General features: G+C 60.0%; 12 protein-coding genes, 1 tRNA gene and 1 pseudogene. 8 read left to right on the top strand and 6 right to left on the bottom strand.

What is annotated here, in order from left to right:
* Positions 1 to 47: 47 nt before the first annotated feature.
* From pal to ACQY47_RS20715, 5 genes are all read left to right on the top strand, one after another.
* Positions 48 to 548: a peptidoglycan-associated lipoprotein Pal gene (gene pal, locus ACQY47_RS20695; RefSeq protein ID WP_003193861.1), complete on the top strand. Its 501-nt coding sequence runs from the start codon at positions 48 to 50 to the stop codon at positions 546 to 548.
* 6 nt (positions 549 to 554) lie between these two features.
* The gene (gene ybgF / locus ACQY47_RS20700; protein WP_017139818.1) at positions 555 to 1,388 is read left to right on the top strand and encodes a tol-pal system protein YbgF; all 834 of its coding nucleotides are present in this window, start codon (positions 555 to 557) and stop codon (positions 1,386 to 1,388) included.
* A gap of 164 nt (positions 1,389 to 1,552) precedes the next feature.
* Entirely contained in the window at positions 1,553 to 2,200 is a 648-nt protein-coding gene (gene queE / locus ACQY47_RS20705; RefSeq protein WP_017139819.1) for a 7-carboxy-7-deazaguanine synthase QueE, read from the top strand.
* A gap of 1 nt (position 2,201) precedes the next feature.
* Positions 2,202 to 2,879: a 7-cyano-7-deazaguanine synthase QueC gene (gene queC / locus ACQY47_RS20710; RefSeq protein ID WP_428551432.1), complete on the top strand. Its 678-nt coding sequence runs from the start codon at positions 2,202 to 2,204 to the stop codon at positions 2,877 to 2,879.
* Between the two features lie 63 nt (positions 2,880 to 2,942).
* Positions 2,943 to 3,018, top strand: a tRNA-Lys gene (locus tag ACQY47_RS20715).
* Between the two features lie 119 nt (positions 3,019 to 3,137).
* On the opposite strand, the gene pstB is transcribed toward ACQY47_RS20715, so the two are convergent.
* The 6 genes from pstB to ACQY47_RS20745 all read right to left on the bottom strand — a co-directional run bounded on the left by pstB (position 3,138) and on the right by ACQY47_RS20745 (position 13,794).
* On the bottom strand, positions 3,138 to 3,917 hold the full coding sequence (pstB, locus tag ACQY47_RS20720; protein WP_017139133.1) for a phosphate ABC transporter ATP-binding protein PstB: 780 nt from the start codon (positions 3,915 to 3,917) through the stop codon (positions 3,138 to 3,140).
* Entirely contained in the window at positions 3,917 to 4,789 is an 873-nt protein-coding gene (gene pstA, locus ACQY47_RS20725) for a phosphate ABC transporter permease PstA (RefSeq protein ID WP_170039895.1), read from the bottom strand. Before pstA ends, pstB begins: the two co-directional genes overlap by 1 nt.
* Positions 4,786 to 5,781 carry a phosphate ABC transporter permease subunit PstC gene (gene pstC, locus ACQY47_RS20730; protein ID WP_017139135.1) on the bottom strand — a complete coding sequence of 332 codons (996 nt, stop codon included), beginning with the start codon at positions 5,779 to 5,781 and terminating at the stop codon, positions 4,786 to 4,788. Before pstC ends, pstA begins: the two co-directional genes overlap by 4 nt.
* Before the next feature lie 55 nt (positions 5,782 to 5,836).
* Positions 5,837 to 6,853, bottom strand: coding sequence for a phosphate ABC transporter substrate-binding protein PstS (gene pstS, locus ACQY47_RS20735; protein ID WP_017139136.1), 1,017 nt, complete (start codon positions 6,851 to 6,853; stop codon positions 5,837 to 5,839).
* A gap of 172 nt (positions 6,854 to 7,025) precedes the next feature.
* Positions 7,026 to 11,945 carry a hemagglutinin repeat-containing protein gene (locus tag ACQY47_RS20740; protein WP_428551438.1) on the bottom strand — a complete coding sequence of 1,640 codons (4,920 nt, stop codon included), beginning with the start codon at positions 11,943 to 11,945 and terminating at the stop codon, positions 7,026 to 7,028.
* Positions 11,946 to 12,078: 133 nt separating this feature from the next.
* Positions 12,079 to 13,794 (bottom strand): ShlB/FhaC/HecB family hemolysin secretion/activation protein, encoded by a 1,716-nt coding sequence (locus tag ACQY47_RS20745; RefSeq protein WP_428551441.1) that lies wholly within the window; start codon positions 13,792 to 13,794, stop codon positions 12,079 to 12,081.
* 541 nt (positions 13,795 to 14,335) lie between these two features.
* Here ACQY47_RS20745 and ACQY47_RS20750 point away from each other — a divergent pair.
* The 3 genes and pseudogenes from ACQY47_RS20750 to nadA all read left to right on the top strand — a co-directional run bounded on the left by ACQY47_RS20750 (position 14,336) and on the right by nadA (position 17,296).
* On the top strand, positions 14,336 to 15,622 hold the full coding sequence (locus tag ACQY47_RS20750) for an OmpP1/FadL family transporter (protein ID WP_428551444.1): 1,287 nt from the start codon (positions 14,336 to 14,338) through the stop codon (positions 15,620 to 15,622).
* A gap of 12 nt (positions 15,623 to 15,634) precedes the next feature.
* A pseudogene (locus tag ACQY47_RS20755) lies at positions 15,635 to 16,000 on the top strand (lactate dehydrogenase); the annotation flags it as partial.
* A gap of 237 nt (positions 16,001 to 16,237) precedes the next feature.
* A complete protein-coding gene (gene nadA, locus ACQY47_RS20760) occupies positions 16,238 to 17,296 on the top strand; it encodes a quinolinate synthase NadA (protein WP_017139141.1) in 1,059 nt (352 codons plus the stop codon).
* Positions 17,297 to 17,369 lie beyond the last annotated feature (73 nt).

Below are 17,369 nucleotides of genomic sequence, written 5' to 3' on the forward strand. Positions count from 1 at the left end.
TACAAAAAGAATTGCTTAACACACTGGGGTTCATTAGGAGTTTCACGATGGAAATGCTGAAGTTTGGTAAGTTTGCTGCTCTGGCTCTGGCTCTGTCCGTAGCCGTTGGTTGCTCGTCTAAAGGCGGCGACAATGCCGGTGAAGGCGCAGCTGTTGATCCAAACGCTGGTTACGGCGCTAACACTGGTGCAGTTGACGGCTCCCTGAGCGAAGAAGCTGCTCTGCGCGCTATCACCACTTTCTACTTCGAATACGACAGTTCTGACCTGAAGCCAGAAGCCATGCGCGCTCTGGACGTTCACGCGAAGGACCTGAAAGCTAACGGCGCTCGCGTTGTTCTGGAAGGTAACACTGACGCCCGTGGTACTCGTGAGTACAACATGGCACTGGGCGAGCGTCGTGCGAAAGCCGTTCAACGCTACCTGGTACTGCAAGGTGTTGCTCCAGGCCAACTGGAACTGGTTTCCTACGGTAAAGAGCGTCCAGTTGCAACTGGCAACGACGAACAGTCGTGGGCTCAAAACCGTCGCGTCGAACTGCGTAAGTAATTCGTCATGCGAACGTGCCGTCGTGCTCTAACTGTATTGGCTCTCAGCCTCGCACCGCTTGCGGTGTGGGCTGCGGTTCCTGTGGAAGATAGCAACTCTGGCTATAACAATAGCGGGAGCAGTTATCCGCCAGCGGGTTATGGCACGAACGGCGCCTATGCTGGGGGACCGGCAACTGCCGCTCCCTCGGCACAGGGCGAACTGTTCAACCAGCTGCAACGTATGCAGGATCAATTGTCGCAGCAACAAGGCACCATTGAGATCTTGCAGAACCAAGTGAACCAGCTGAAGCAAGAAGGCCTGGAACGTTACCAGGATCTTGATCGACGCATTGGAGCCGGTGTTACACCTGCCGCAACTCCTGATAATTCTTCTGCCGGTGGCGCGCCAAGCGCTGCCGCCGGTGGTGCAGCAGCAGGCGCAGCGGCTAGCCAAGCGCCTGCTGCCAGCAGCGAACCGGGTGATCCGGCCAAGGAAAAGCTGTATTACGACGCAGCTTTTGACCTGATCAAAGCCAAGGATTTCGATAAGGCCAGCCAGGCCTTTACCGCATTCCTGCGCAAATACCCTAACAGCCAATACGCGGGCAATGCCCAGTACTGGCTGGGTGAGGTGAACCTGGCAAAGGGTGATTTGCAAGCGGCAGGCCAGGCATTTGCCAAGGTCAGCCAGCTGTACCCAAAGCATGCCAAGGTGCCTGACTCGCTGTATAAACTGGCTGATGTAGAACGCCGCCTGGGTCACACCGACAAGGTCAAAGGCATTTTGCAACAGGTGGTTGCCCAATATCCGGGTACCTCCGCAGCCCAGTTGGCCCAGCGGGATCTGCAGCGCTTGTAAGCGATGCAACCCGTTTAGAAGAAACCCGCGCCTGGCGCGGGTTTTTTCGTTAGAATCCACGCCCTTTTATGAAACACGCTTTTTGGGGCCTACGCGTTGGCGGGGTTCCTTGAAGTGCCTGACGGAGGCGGACAGCCTGTTTAGCTGTTACGCCCGTGGCGACTATGCAAGACACATTACGTATTACCGAAGTTTTTTACTCGTTACAGGGTGAAACGCGTACCGCTGGCCTGCCTACCGTATTTGTACGGTTGACCGGCTGCCCGTTGCGTTGCCAATACTGTGACAGCGCCTACGCCTTCAGCGGTGGCACCGTGCGCACCCTCGACGACATCATCGAGCAGGTTGCCGGCTTCAAGCCGCGCTACGTCTGTGTGACCGGTGGTGAGCCCCTGGCCCAGCCGAATGCCATCCCGTTGCTCAAGCGGCTGTGTGACGCTGGCTATGAGGTTTCACTCGAAACCAGCGGCGCCCTGGATATCTCCGCGGTTGACGCGCGCGTGAGCCGGGTGGTCGACCTCAAGACCCCGGGTTCCAAGGAAGCGCACCGCAATCTCTACGACAACATGGATTTGCTGACGGCCAACGATCAGGTCAAGTTCGTGATTTGTTCGCGGGATGACTATGACTGGGCGGCCTCCAAGCTGATCCAGTACAACCTCGACCGCCGTGCCGGTGAGGTGTTGTTCTCGCCGAGCCACCATGACCTCAACGCCCGCGACCTGGCCGATTGGGTCGTGGCGGACAACCTGCCGGTGCGCCTGCAATTGCAGTTGCACAAATACCTGTGGAACGACGAGCCGGGGCGCTGACATGACCGAGCAAAAGCGCGCGGTCATTCTGCTCTCTGGCGGTCTCGATTCCGCCACGCTGGTGGCCATGGTCCGCGCCCAAGGCTACAGCTGCTACACCCTGAGTTTCGACTACGGCCAACGCCACCGCGCCGAGCTGCACGCCGCCGAGCGTGTTGCCCGTGAGCTGGGCGTGGTCGAGCACAAGGTGATCGGCCTCAACCTCAACGGCATCGGCGGCTCGGCCCTGACGGACAGCAGCATCAATGTGCCTGAAGCGCCCAGCGAAGGCATTCCGTTGACCTACGTGCCGGCGCGCAACACCGTATTCCTGTCCCTCGCGCTTGGCTGGGCCGAAGTATTGAAAGCCCGCGACATCTTCATCGGTGTTAATGCCCTCGACTACAACGGCTACCCGGACTGCCGTCCGGAATACGTCGAGGCATTCGAACGCATGGCCAACCTGGCGACCAAGGCTGGTGTGGAAGGGCAGGGATTCCGCATTCAGGCGCCGCTGCAGAACATGAGCAAGGCAGACATCGTGAAGGCTGGCGTAGGACTGGGCGTCGATTACGCGCTGACAGTTTCCTGCTACCAGGCAGACGATTCCGGTCGTGCCTGTGGGAAATGTGACGCTTGCAGACTGAGAGCAGAAGGCTTCAAAAACGCCGCAATTGCGGACTCAACGCGTTATTTCTGATTTATTTAAAATAAGGTGTTGAATAATCCTTAGAAATCAGTATTATACGCGCCACCACACAGCGGGTCGTTAGCTCAGTTGGTAGAGCAGTTGGCTTTTAACCAATTGGTCGTAGGTTCGAATCCCACACGACCCACCATTTTTGGCGGTTTAGAAAATCCGGAAGGCCCACGCAAGTGAGGATTTCCGGGTTTTTTTTTTGCCTGCAATTTGGCGCTGGTAAAAAACCGCCTCCAAGAGACGGCTCCTTGCCCGGCCTTAGCCAAACCGCCCCGTAATATAGTCCTCCGTCTGCTTCATCTTCGGCGTGGTAAAGATCTGATCGGTCTTGCCATGCTCAATCAATTCCCCCATGAACATAAACGCGGTGCTGTCCGACACCCGCGCGGCCTGCTGCATGTTGTGGGTCACGATGATCACCGTGTACTGCGCCTTCAATTCCGTAATCAACTGTTCGATACGTCCGGTGGAAATCGGGTCGAGGGCGGAGGTTGGTTCGTCCAGTAGCAGCACCTGCGGGCGCAGCGCGATGGTGCGGGCGATGCACAGCCGTTGTTGCTGGCCGCCGGAGAGGCTCTGGGCGCTCTGGTTGAGTTTGTCTTTGACTTCATCCCACAGCGCACCGCCGCGCAGGGCCTGTTCGACGCGGTCGTTCATTTCGCGGCGCGAGAGTTTTTCGTGGTGACGCACCGCGTAGGCGATGTTGTCGTAGATCGACATCGGAAACGGCACCGGCTTCTGGAACACCATGCCTACGTGGCTGCGCAGGCGGTTCATCGAGTAGCCGGGGGCGAGGATGTTTTCGCCGTTGAGCAGCACTTCGCCGCGCGCTTCCTGCTTGGGGTACATCGAGTAGATGCGGTTGAACACCCGCAGCATGGTGGACTTGCCGCAGCCCGAAGGCCCGATGATGGCGGTAATGCGCTTTTCCGGAATATCCATGTTGATGGATTTGAGCGAGCGTTGGTTGTTGTAGAAGAACTCCAACCCACGCACCTGGATTTTGGTTTTGTCGGGAGCAATGCCGGTGGCGTCCATCAGTGAGACCTATTGCGTAAAAGAATCAGGCGGGATGCCAGGCTGAGTACCAGCACGAACAACGTCAGGACCAATGCGCCGGCCCAGGCAAGTGCATGCCAGTCGTCGAATGGGCTCATGGCGTATTGAAAAATAACCACGGGCACGCTGGCGATCGGCTTGAGCAGGTTGCTGCTCCAGAACTGATTGCCAAAGGCGGTGAACAGCAGCGGCGCGGTTTCCCCGGTGATGCGCGCCAGGGCAAGCAGAATGCCGGTGACTACGCCGGCCTTGGCCGCCCGCAGCACGATTTGCAGCGTCAGCTTCCACTGCGGTACACCGAGTGCCAGGGCCGCCTCGCGCATGGTGGAGGGTTGCAGTTGGAGCATTTCATCGGTGGTGCGCACCACCACCGGAATCACCAGCAGCGCCAGCGCCAGCGCACCGGCGATGGCAGAGAAGCCGACCTGATGATTGGTCAGCAGGTTCAGCGGCAGGATGACCCCGGTGTAGATGAACAAACCCAGCACAATCGAGGGCGCTGACAGCAGGATGTCATTGATGAAACGCACCGTAGTCCCCAGGCGCGAGTGGCGTGCGAACTCTGCCAGCCAGATGCCGGCCATCAGCCCGATGGGCGTACCGATCACCAACGCGATAGCCGACATCAACGCGCTGCCATAAAACGCATTGGCCAGGCCGCCTTCGGTGCCGGGCGGTGGGGTCATCTGGGTAAACAGGCGCAGGTTCAGGGCCTGGAACCCGTTGATAATGGTGGTCAGCAGAATCCACGTCAGCCACAGCAAGCCAAAGGCGGTGGCGCCGCAACTGAGGAACATGGCCACGCCATTTTTGAATGCGCGTTTGCGATACAGGCGTTCGTTGGCGTTCATAACCCTTCCTTGCGCGACAGGCGCATCAGCAGCAGTCGCGCGAGCGCGAGCACGACGAAGGTCACGATAAACAGCAGGAAACCCAAGGCGATCAGCGCAGAGCGATGCAGGTCGGTGTAGGCCTCGCTGAATTCGTTGGCGATGACCGAGGCGATGGAACTGCTGGGCATCAGCAACGAGGCGGAAAACTGTTGTGCGTTACCCAATACGAAGGTCACCGCCATGGTCTCGCCAAGGGCGCGGCCCAGGCCGAGGAAGATACCGCCGACCACCGCCGAGCGGGTGTAAGGCAGAACAATGTCCCACACCACTTCCCACGTCGTGCTGCCCAAGGCGTAGGCGGATTCTTTCAACTGCGTGGGCACGCTGCGAAACACCTCATGCATCACCGAGGTGATAAACGGCATGATCATCACCGCCAGCACAATGCCGGCGGTGAGCATGCCGATTCCCAGTGGCGGCCCCTGGAACAGCGAGCCAACAAAGGGCAGGGCGCCCAGGTAGTCATTGATCAACGGCGACAGGTGTTCGGCCATGAAAGGCCCGAACACGAACAGACCCCACATGCCATAGATGATCGACGGGATACCGGCCAGCAGCTCAATCGCCGAGGCCACCGGCATTTTCAGCCAGGGCGGTGCAACTTCAGTCAGAAAAATCGCGATGCCGAAACTCACCGGAACGGCAATCAGCAAGGCGAGAAAGGAGGTGACCAAGGTGCCGTAAATCGGCACCACGGCACCAAAGTGGTTATTGACGGCATCCCACTCGGTGCTGGTGATGAAACCGAAACCAAACGTCTTGAACGCCAGCCCGCCGCCCCACAGGGTCGAGGCGGCAATGGCGCCCAGCAGCGCCAGTACCAGCATGGCGGCACCGAACATCGAGCGTTTGAACCACAGGTCGTGGCGTTGATCGCGGGCGGCGCGGCGGTCGCCCCCGGTGTCGCTCGCGTGAGTAGTCATAACCAGGGTGTGGACCGTGTCGTTCATATCAGAGGTGCTCAGCGCCTTCCTCAGTTATCGAGGAAGGCGGTCGTAGGGCGAATCAGTGGGCGAAGTCAGACTTCCAGTAATCTTCGATTCGCGACACCAGGGAGCCCGGCAATGCGACGTAGTCCAGGGCTGCAGCCTGTTCCTGGCCTTTTTCCAGCGACCACTTGAAGAAGTTGAACGCCGCCTGGCTTTGCTCGGCATTCTTGGGCTGCTTGTACATGATGATCCAGGTGGTGGCCGTGATCGGCCATGCGCCTTCACCTGGGGCGTTGGTCATGATCAGGTTGAAGTCTTTGGCACTGGCCCAGTCGGCGGTGTCGGCGGCGGCCTGGAACGCCTTGGCGTTAGGCTCGACGAACTTGCCGGACGCGTTCTTCAGTGAGGCAAAGGTCATTTTGTTCTGCAGGGCGTAGGCGTATTCCACAAAGCCGATCGAGTTCTTGATCTGCTTCACGTAGGCCGAAACGCCCTCGTTGCCCTTGCCGCCCACACCGACCGGCCACGGTACGGTAGTGCCGAAACCAATCTTGGTTTTCCAGCTGTCGCTGACTTTGGCCAGGTAGTTGGTGAAGTTATACGAGGTGCCGGAGCCGTCCGAACGGTGCACCACGGTGATGTTTGCGCTTGGCAACTTCACACCAGGGTTGAGCGCGGCGATGGCGGGGTCGTTCCAGGCCTTGATGTCACCGAGGAAGATCTTTGCCAGGGTGTCGCCGTCGAGTTTCAGCTGGCCTGCGGCCACGCCTTCGACATTCATCACCGGCACGATGCCGCCGATCACGCTGGGAAACTGACCCAGGCCGCCGGCTTTGAGATCGTCGGCCGACAGTGGTGCGTCAGAGGCGCCGAAGTCAACGGTGGCTGCCTTGATCTGGGCGATGCCGCCGCCGGAGCCGATCGACTGATAGTTGATGCGGTTGCTGGAGTTCTTGCTGTAGTCCTGCGACCACTTGGACAGCACCGGGTAGACGAAGCTGGAGCCGGCACCGGTAACGTCGGTGGCGTGGGCCATGCCGCTCAGGCACAGGGCGCTCAACAATACAGACAGACTTTTTTTAGTCGGCAACATCACGACAACACCTCAAGGTAAGGGGTAAGTGGGTAGGCCCACCTGTCTAAGACGTGACGATTTAATTCCTGATATGTTGCTGTTTAATGACGGTTTGGCTTTGTGAAGAAACATTTAGAAATGTTTGCCTGGGTGGCAGCGAGCATGGCTGCTGTCACCCAGGCGATGCTACTTAGCTGCCTTTCTGGTCAATCCCCGCCTGTAATTCCTGCTGGTCACTGTGCCCGCCGACCCGCAGCGGCCCAAGGTTGAAAGCCTGATCCTTGCGTGTGGCGTCGTCCTGTTTCTGGGTCAGTTCGTCCTTGGTGCCCAGCGCCAGGTTGACCGGCGATTTCGACAGGTTCAGCCCGACATCGGCGCGATAGTCGCTGCCTGCCAACGTCGTCGCCGTCACTTTGGAGCCGCCCAACTCAACCTTGCCGCTTTCGGCGCTGATCCGCGCGCCAGTCAGCCGTGTGTCGCCAGCCACTTCAAGGTTTACGCCCTGAGCACCGCGAATGCCCGAGGCCTGATTAACGCTGTCTTTCACCACGTGGCTGACGTCCAGGTTCAGCGTCGGCGTGTAGCTGGTGTTGCCGCTCTTGTCACCGAACAGTACGTTTTGCGCGGTATCGGCCACCTTGCTGCCGGTGGTGTCCTTGCCGCTGACGGTGTAGCTGTCACTGGTTTTTGGCCAGACTTTGTCCTTGAAGCTGGACAGGCGCGTGCCCAGTGCATCTTTCTTGTCCGCGAGGTAGGTCTTGGCCTGGTCCACGCGGGTGCCAAAGGCGCCACGGGGTTCAGGATTCACCTCGTAGCTGCCACTGCGGCTGAGCTTTTCGCCCAGGCGCTCCTTGGCGTTGATCACGCTGTCCTTGGCCGAAGCGAGGTGCTCGGTGCCTTTGTCGACGGCGTTTTCCAACTTCTCCCGATGCTTGTCGAACGCGCCCTCGGCCTTGGCTTGCACCTTGTCCTTGAGCGGGCCGGTGGTCTTGGCGAGCTTGTTGACCACGCCGGGTTGGTTTTTTTCGACATCAAGCTTGGCGTCGACATTGACCTTGGTGCTGCTGACCTGGTCTTTGCGGCTCTCGACCACAAGATCCCCGCCGACTTTACCGCTGACCTGATCCGCCTCAATCCGCGCACCCGCCAGATGGGTATCACCGGCACTGTTGATGGCTACGCTATCGGCCTTGATCAGGCTGTCGTGCTGGGTGGTGCCTTGCACGTGGTCCACATCGACCTTGGCGCGGGCATTGATGCCCAGCTGGGTCTTGGGTGTGTCGTGTTCACCGGCGTCGCCCCGTGTTGTTTTACCGCCGCTGCCACCCGCGCCGAGGGTCACGCCCCAGCTGTTGTGAGCCTGGGTGGATTGCGCCGACTCTTGCAGGATGCCGCCGTTTTGCGCATCGAGGGTGACCGTTTTGGCGGCAATCTGCGTACCTTGCAGATGGAGATCATCGGCGCTGGAGAGGCTCACGTTGCCCTTGCTGTGCAACTGCCCGACAACCACGCCCTGATCGTTTTCCGCCACCTTGCCGATATTGAAGTTGGCACTCAGGCTGCCAGTCTTGGCGCTGCTGTCGGCGCCACTGGTTTTTCCGGCACCGACGCTCAGACCGCCGCCGAGGTTGCTGCCATTGCTGACATGCGTATTGGTGGCCGCTTGCAGGTCCAGCTTGCCGCCGGCATTCAGGCTGATATCACCGTTGCTGGCGATCTGCGTGCCTTGCAGGGTCATGTCGGCGCCGCTGCTGAGCTGGATCGGCCCGCTGCCTTGAAGCGTCGCGACCCGTGCCTGGCTGTCTTGGGTGGCCAGCTGCTTGTTATCCAGTTGCACACCAGCACCGAGGTTGACGTTGGTACCGTTGGTGCCCGGTGCGGTGCCCACGGTCAATGAACCATTACCGCGCAGGCTGTTGCTGGTTGTGCTTTGCGTGTCGCTGGCCTGATCAAGCGCCAACTCGCCACCGGCCTTGAGGTTGACGCCCGCCTGGCCACCGTTGAACTGGCTGCCCGCGTAACGCGCATCGGCCTTGGCCGTGATGTTCACGCCCTGAGTGCCCGCGTAGCTGCCGACCACCGCCGTGCTGCTGGCTTCGCGCACATCGCTGCTGCCGCCTGCGCCGCTGCCGCGCACGTTCACGTCTTCACCGGTGGAGGTGTAGACCCGCACGCCTGCCTTGGCGTCCACGCTTTGTTCGCTGCTGCTGTGGGTGTTGGCTGCGGCGCTGGCGATATGCTCGCCGGCATCGATCTTCAGCCCGCCATCGGTGGCGCGGTACTGAGTGCCTTCATCCTGCAACTTACCGGCGACATCCACCTGCACCGTGGCGCCACTGAACTGGCTGACCACCGCCGTGCTGTCCTGCTGGGTGCGGGTCTTGTTGGTGTGACCGACTTCCACGTCCAGCCCGACATTCGGCTGCTCGAAAGCATCGAGCAAACCGGGCTGATGGAATTTGGCCTGGGCCACACCTTCGACGGCTTTTTCGATGGGTCGGGTGATGCCTTTGTATTCGACATTGACGCCGACATCGGCGGTCCAACCGTTTTCCTTGTGGGTACTGGTCTGGCTGTTGTGCGCCGCCTGGTTATCGACATTGCCAGCCTTGACCTGCAATTCGGAGCCTGCCTTGACCTGCGCGCCCTGGCTGGTGAGGGTATTGCCGGCGTTGATGGTCAGTTTGCCAGCCGCTGCCACGTTGCTGGTTTGCGCGGTGGTGTTGCTGCTGTTGTCGTGGCTGCTTTGATGGCTGAACTGTGCGCCGTTGCCAGCCTTGTCCAGACCGCCGGTGTAGTACACGCCACCGCCGGTGGTGGTTTTGTCGGTGGTGTTGCGCGTGCTGTTATCGGTCGCCAGCAACTCGACGTTTTTGCCGCTCAAAATTGCATCGCCCTGGGTGGCTTGGACGCCGGAACCCTTGATGCTCACATTGCCATCGGCGGTGACCGCCACGCTGGCGCCGCTGAGGCTGGAAGCTTGTTGTTTTGTGGTGTCGGTCTTGCTGGTTTGCTGCTGGTCCTCAAAGCTCACGCCAGCGCGGTACTGGCGGGTGCCTTCGGCGTTTTCCTTGGCGTAGCCATCGAAACCACGGGTGTGAGTGGTGGTGGTGTCGTGTGTGGTGTTGTCAGCCGAAGCGATCTTGATATCGCCCTTGGCGTCCGCCTGTAATTTACCGGCGGCCGACACCTGAGAGCCACTGACTTGAATGTCCTTGGCGCTTTGCAGCTTGAGGTTGCTGTCCGAGCGCAGGTTGCTGGCCACGACAGTGCTGTCCTTGAGTTGCTTGCGGCTTTCATCCTTGGAAATGCCGAAGAACTTGCTGTCGTTGCTGTAGCTATTGTCGTGGGAGGTGTCTTTTACGCCGTCGATCACCAGCGAGCCTTTGTCGCTGATCACGCTGGCCTGCTTGCCGCCACGCGCCTGGCTGCCGCTGATGCGCACGTCGTCGGCCTTGACGAGCAGTTTGCCGTCGGCGTTGACCTTGCTGCCGGTGTTCAAGGTTTTGCCCTTGTCGCCGTCGCCGCTCTTGCCAAAGAAGCTGCCGCCGGTCAGGTCGCCGGAGTAAGCGTTGTCGCGGCTTACCTGGGTGCGGCTGGCGCTGCTGATCTCCACTTGGCGGCCGGCCAATTGAATATCGCCGGGTGTTTTCAGTTCGGCGCCTTGCAATTGCAGTTTCTGCTGGCTGGTCAGCTCCAGCGTTTTTCCGGCCTTGAGGCTGCTGGTGACGCTGCGTTGCTCGCTGGAAGATTTGTCCCAGTTGGCTTTCCACAGATGTTTGCGATGGTTGCCCTGATCGCGGGTTTCATGGGTTTCGGTCGCGGCGTTCACCTGCAGGTCGGCGCCGCTGTTGACACGTAAGGCATTGCCCGCTTCGACTTGGCTGGCCTTGATCTCGGCCTTGGCGCCGGAAGACAGCGTTGCATCCTGCTGCGCTACGAGCTTGTTACCGTGCTGGCGCGAGTCTTTATCAGTAGTGGTGCGGTCGTAGGTTTCGTAGGTGAACAGGAAGTTGCTGTTGTCCCACTGTTCACGTTTTTCCTGGAGTTTGCGGCTTTCCAGGCTACTGAGGGTCAGGTTGCGACCGGCGTCGAGCTTGACGTTGCGCCCACTGACGTCGGTGGCGGCCAGGTTCAAATCCTTGGCGCTGTGCAAGTCCACATCGCCATGCTGGCTTTGCACGCCGGCGCGGGTGGCGTCCAGGCTGTTGGCGTGGACCTGGCCGCTGATGTCGAGGTCGCCGGCCGAGCTGACGTTGACCCCGTCACGACCTTCCACCTGCACCGCGCCTACGCGCACGCCAGCACCTTCGGCCGTGCTGATGATGTTGATGCGTCCGGCCTGCATCGCCCCAAACAGGCTGGCGTCGATGCGCTGGTCCTGGGTCTTGCTGGCCGGGTCGACCTGGCGCACTTGCCCACTGGCGAAGTCGACCTGGTTGCGGCCTGCGGTGAGGTTCAGTTGATCGCGGGCACTCAAGCGCCCGTCGCTGTCGATGCGCGGCGCGATCAGGTTGATCGAGCCCGCGCGGTTTTGCAGGCCCTGGCCGTGCACCGTCAGTTGGCCGCTTGCGTCGCGGGTGTTCAAGGCTTGTAGCTTGCCGTCATTGAGTTCGGGGCGGCCCACCACCAGGTTGGCGTTCGGGGTGTTAATGAAACTGCCGCCATTCACCGAAATACCGTTGGGGTTGGCCAACACATAATCGGCCGCCTTACCGAAAATCTCTTGGGCGCCGTTTAAGGTCGAGGCGTTGCGGCTGATCACTTCGTTGAGGATCACGCTCGCCGCCTGGCCCTGGAACTGCGGGTTCGCCGCCAGTTGCCCGGCGAGTTGCGACTGGCCGGCCTGCAGGGCGTTGTTCAGCACCACGCCCTGGCGGTCGACGTTGTAGTCCAGGAACTGGTTATGGGACAGGCCGCCGGCATTCGGCGCGACGATATTGACGATGGGCACGCCCTGCTGGTTTTGCAGTTGCGGTATCCCGCCAGGCCCGTCGACCACGGTGATGCCGGCGGCCAGTACCAGCTGCGGCAGCAGGAACAGGCTGGCGATGGCCCAGCGCAGTTTGCCCTGGGGTGAAAGGTGAAACGTGTGGGTGTCAGTCGGCATAAGTAAGTTCGCTCTATGTTGGCTGAGCCGCCTCGTGCGTTGTTCGTTGCAACGCTACTGGGGTGGTCAGGTACGGCGGTTGTTTCAGGCTAATCGGGTGTTGGTTTAAATCTGCACACTCATATCTGCACGCTCATATCTGCAAGCTAAGGCGCGTCAGCCAGACCTCCGGCTCCTGGCCAAAGCCTGTTGGCGTGTTCAAATTGCGTTGGTAATCGACGTCGAGCTGCACGTTCTTCCAGCTCAGGTTGAGACCGGCACTCGCGCCGCTCAGGCGTTGGCCCGGGGCGCCGTGTTCGCGCTTGACCCAACCGTTGTCCAGGCCCAGGCGCGGGGTGATTTTTACCGGCAGGTCGCTGTTGAGCGGCAGGCGCAAGGTGTTGCGCCACACCGCACCGATGGCGCCCGAGGCACTGTTTTCGCGGTAGCCACGCACAGCCGAATCGTCGGTGCCCAGCAGTTGCTCAATGGCGGGCAAACGGTCCGGGCTGTATTGCGCAGACAGCTGGCTTTGCCACTGCCAGGGTTGCGTGCGCCATTGGCCGTTGCGCCATTGAGTGAGGTTGGCGCGGTACTTGTGAAACTGCGCCTGGGGCAGGTTTTTCTGCACTTGGTCAGCGTCGCGATCAGCGCCGAACCAGGGCAGGCCCTGGGCGTAATTGACGTCCAGGTTCCACACCGCGCTGTTGAGCCAGAACAGATTCAAACCGGCCTCGGCCACGCTCAGCGTTGGGCTCTGGATGCCCAAGCGGACCTTTTGCAAGTAGCTGTCGACGTCCTTGTAGGCCAGTTGCAGGTTGGCGCTGAGTTGATGGCCCTGGTCGCGCCACAACACGCGGTCGGTGCGCAGGCTGACCTGATCGGTACGGCCGCTGTTGTACAGCGTGGTGCTGCTGACCTTGAGCGGTGAGCGGTATTCGGCATGGCTGGCGAACAGGCTGTAGGTCCAGTAGCCGTAGGGGATCGAATAAAACAGGCTGTTGCTGCGGCTGTAACGCGGGCCGTGGTTGAGCGTGTCGCTGAAGCTCAGGTTGAGTGAATCGTTGAGCTGCAGCGGGCTGTCCAGGCTCAGGCTGATGGCGTTGCGATCACGCCCGGTGCCGGCGCTGCCAAGGTTATCCACTCCCAGGCCCAGCCCCCAACGTGAGGCGCTACTGCGCGAGCGCAGGATGATGCGCGAGGCACCAGGTTCACGGCCAGGGGCGATATCCGCGGTGAGGTCCACCGAGCGCAGGCGGTTGAGCTGGTCCAGGCCTTGCTCCAGGTCGCGCAGGTTCAGTGGTTTGCCGAGCAGCCCGGGGAAGGCGCCGGCCAGGGACACGGGCAAGCTTTGGTCGGCCAGTTCGATGGCTTCCAGGTAGCCTTCTTCGACATGGATATCCAGCGGTTGCCCGGCAGCCGGGGTGCTGATCAGGTACGGGCGGCTGGCGATATAACCGGCCTCGACGTACAGGCGAGTGATCTCGGCCAGCAGGCGGTTGATCTGGGTGACGCCCATGCACGGGGCGACATAGGGCTCGATGTGTTTATTCATCTCGGCCCTGCTGAACAGCGTGACACCGGCCAGGCGTGTGCCGCTCAGCGGCCAGCAGCGTTCATCTTTGACATTGTCTGCTGGCACAGTGGGGGCGGCCGTCGGTGTGCCGAAGCTGCCTTTCTGGAGCTGGCGCTGGCGTTGCTCCAGCTGTAATTGCTGCAGGTCGCGCTGCTGTTGTTGCTGCAAACGCAGGGCTTCCTGGCCTGGCTGCGGGCCGTCGGCGGCGGACGCGGGCAGCGCGCACACGCAGAGCAGGGCGATACCCAATGGGTGGAGATGGCACAAGCGTTTGAGTGAGGGCAGGTTCGGCACTCGACATCCTTAACGTAGAAATACACACGATTCATGCCCCGGAGCCAAACCGTGAGCTCGGGGGGCTTGCCGCTCTTGAGTCATGATTAAACGGATTGTTACATCGTCTGTAGGATTTATTACATAAAACGTGAGGAATGCCGTGTTATTCAGCAAATAAATGCACAAAATCAGTGCAGATTGACTGATGGGGGCTATCAGGTCCCTGAATTTACGGGGTGGGTATGTGGATCAGGCGATGTGGGAGGGTTTTGATTGTTGCAGCAAGATGACTTAATCGGCGTGTTTATAGAGATGCACGCATCCCATGTCGTCAACGTGGCTATCCAGGGGTATTTGCGTTCAAATTGACAGCTTTACGACGATGAAACCAGGCAGTCACGATCCGGTTAAAAAGTCATAAAAAGACACGGAAAATCAGGCGAAGTCTTTGAAAATCCTGAGATTGTCCGACAATCAAAAGCATGAAAAACTCTTCATAAACGCCCCGCTCGAACGTTGGTAGTTTCCCCAGCGCTGCCCAATAATTCGAGTCCTAATAATGAATAACAAAACTCTTAAAAGCGCCTTGGCGCTCTCCATTTCGCTCGCCTCCACACACCTGTTCGCCGGTGGTTTTGCCCTCAATGAGCAAAGTGTCAGCTCAATGGGTACAGGCTACGCCGGGCGTTCTTCCTCGGCGGATGACGCCAGCACGGTGTTCGGTAACCCGGCCGGCATGTCGCGCATCGAGCACAATGAAGTCAGCATCGGCGCCACCTACCTCGATGCCAAATCCAACATCAAGGACGCCAGTTCCTCTCAAGGCGGTGTCGACAATCCTGGCACCAACAAAGGCGATATGGTCCCCGGCATTGCCGTGCCGATGGGTTACCTGGTGACGCCGATCGATGAACACTGGGCCTTTGGCCTGGGGGTCTACGCGCCGTTCGGTCTGGTGACCGACTATGAACACGGGTTCCAGGGCAATGGCTTTGGTAACAAAAGCAAGATTCAGGTCATCACCGTGCAGCCGACGGTCAGCTATGCGTTCAACGACAAGGTCTCGGTAGGTTTCGGCCCGACCTTCAACAAAATCAGCGGCGAGCTGGACTCCAAAGTCCCGGCGTTTGGCTTGGGCACCGAGACGGCCAAGATCAAGGGTGACGACACCGCGATGGGCTTCAACGCCGGTATCCTGGTGCAGGCTCTGGACAGCACCCGCGTCGGCGTCACCTACCACTCGCAAGTGGTCTATCACCTGAGCGGCCATACCAACGCCTCCGGCGTGCTCTCCGATGTGCTGGACGGCGGGGCGCAGAAGTATGACGCCAAGCTGAATGTCACCACGCCGTCGTCCGTGGACTTCTCGGTCACGCACCAACTGACCGACGCCTTGACCCTCTACGTGGGTAGCACCTACACGCGCTGGAGCCAGTTGAAGAAGATCACGGTCAACAACGCCGGCGTGTCGGACATTACCGCTGAGCTGGCCGGCCTGGGCTCCATCACCGAAGAGCAGCATTGGCACGACACCTGGTCCCACGCGATAGGCCTGTCGTACCAGCTCAACAAGCAGCTGGTGCTGCGTACCGGCTTCTCGGTGGACCAGACGCCAACCAACAACACCGACCGTTCGGTGCGTATTCCGACGGGCGACCGCACCGTCTTCAGCCTCGGTGCCGGCTGGACGCCTGTGGATAACCTGACCTTTGACGTGGCCTATTCCTACCTGAAGGAAGAGCCCATCAAGGTGCGCGACAACAATCCTCAGTTGGCGCTGACCTACGACGCCAAGTATGAAAACAGTGCCAATGGTTTTGGTGGTTCGGTCACTTATCGCTTCTGACCTGGGCAGTACGGCAAACCGCCGATCTTTGACGGCAGCCGCGAATCGCAGAATTACCTGTATGTGCAAGTCCTGGACAAGGCCAGCAGCACCGCCAGCTTTGCCTATAAGGACGGCCAGTTGACCCATGCCTCGGTCACGCAGTCGGCCTCCCAGAACACCCACACGCAGAAGTAGGTGATGGCTAACCTGGTGGAAGACACCGTGGTGCCCAAGGAAGGTTCATCCAAGCGTGATTACCTGGCGCTGCTTGAACACGCGGCCAAGGAAAGCAAAAAGTCCAAGGATGCGCTGGAGCAGTCGACGTTGAAAAATGCCCTGGCGACGATGCATGACGCGGTCATGTTGCAGGACGACCCGGATGTGTTGATGCGCTGATGCTCGACGTGATCAAAACGGGAAGGCTCATCACTGAGCCTTCCCGTTTTTTTTTGCCCGCTCAGCGTACCGCGCAATCCCATATTAGGCTTTTGAATCGATTCGATATTCTGTAGCCTTGCGCAGCTTCAACCGTGCTTGATGAACACAATCACTTCGTCCGGCGGCGCCCGAAGGGCTCCAGAGCCGGTGGTACACTCGACTTTCGCGCTTACCGCGCTTGCAGGTCTTGCGAACATGACGCAAATTTCCGAACGCCTACTGGTTCAAGCCCACCTCGATGCTAAGCAGCCCAAGGCGCTGAGTGCCGATGAAGAGGCGAGCCTGCGCAGCGCCATCGCCGCCGAGCTCAAGGCTCAGGACGCGGTGCTGGTTGCCCACTTCTATTGCGACCCGGTGATTCAGGCCCTGGCCGAAGAAACCGGAGGCTGTGTCTCCGACTCCCTGGAAATGGCCCGCTTTGGCGCTGCCCACCCGGCCAAGACTGTGTTGGTGGCCGGTGTACGTTTCATGGGCGAGACCGCCAAAATCCTCACCCCCGAAAAACGCATCCTCATGCCCACCCTGGAAGCCACCTGCTCCCTGGACCTGGGCTGCCCGGTGGAGGAGTTCTCGGCGTTCTGCGACCAGCACCCCGAGCGCACGGTGGTGGTTTACGCCAACACTTCGGCGGCGGTCAAAGCCCGTGCCGACTGGGTTGTTACCTCCAGCTGCGCGCTGGAAATCGTCGAAAGCCTGATGGACAACGGCGAGACGATTATCTGGGGGCCGGACAAGCACCTGGGCACTTACATTCAGCGCCAGACCGGCGCAGACATGTTGCTCTGGGACGGCGCGTGCATCGTCCACGAAGAGTTCAAGTCCAAGCAACTCGAAGACATGAAGGCGCTGTACCCGGACGCTGCGATCCTGGTGCACCCGGAGTCGCCGACGGCGGTGATTGAATTGGCTGACGCGGTGGGTTCCACCAGCCAACTGATTGCCGCAGCCCAGCGCTTGCCGAACAAGACCTTTATCGTCGCCACCGACCGCGGCATCTTCTACAAGATGCAGCAGTTGTGCCCGGACAAAGTATTCGTTGAGGCGCCGACCGCCGGCAACGGCGCGGCCTGCCGCAGCTGCGCGCATTGCCCGTGGATGGCGATGAACACACTGGAACGCACGCTGCAGTGTTTGCGTGAAGGCAGTAATGAGATCTTCGTCGAGCCGTCGGTGATCCCGCACGCCGTGCGCCCGCTCAAACGCATGTTGGACTTTACCCAGGCTGCGCGCCTCAAGCTGGCTGGCAACGCCTGACCTGAAGTTGAACACATAAACAAAATGTGGGAGCTGGCTTGCCTGCGATAGCGGTCTATCAGTCAATGCTGCT

It is taken from the genome of Pseudomonas edaphica, from assembly GCF_965277385.1.
Lineage (GTDB): Bacteria > Pseudomonadota > Gammaproteobacteria > Pseudomonadales > Pseudomonadaceae > Aquipseudomonas > Aquipseudomonas edaphica.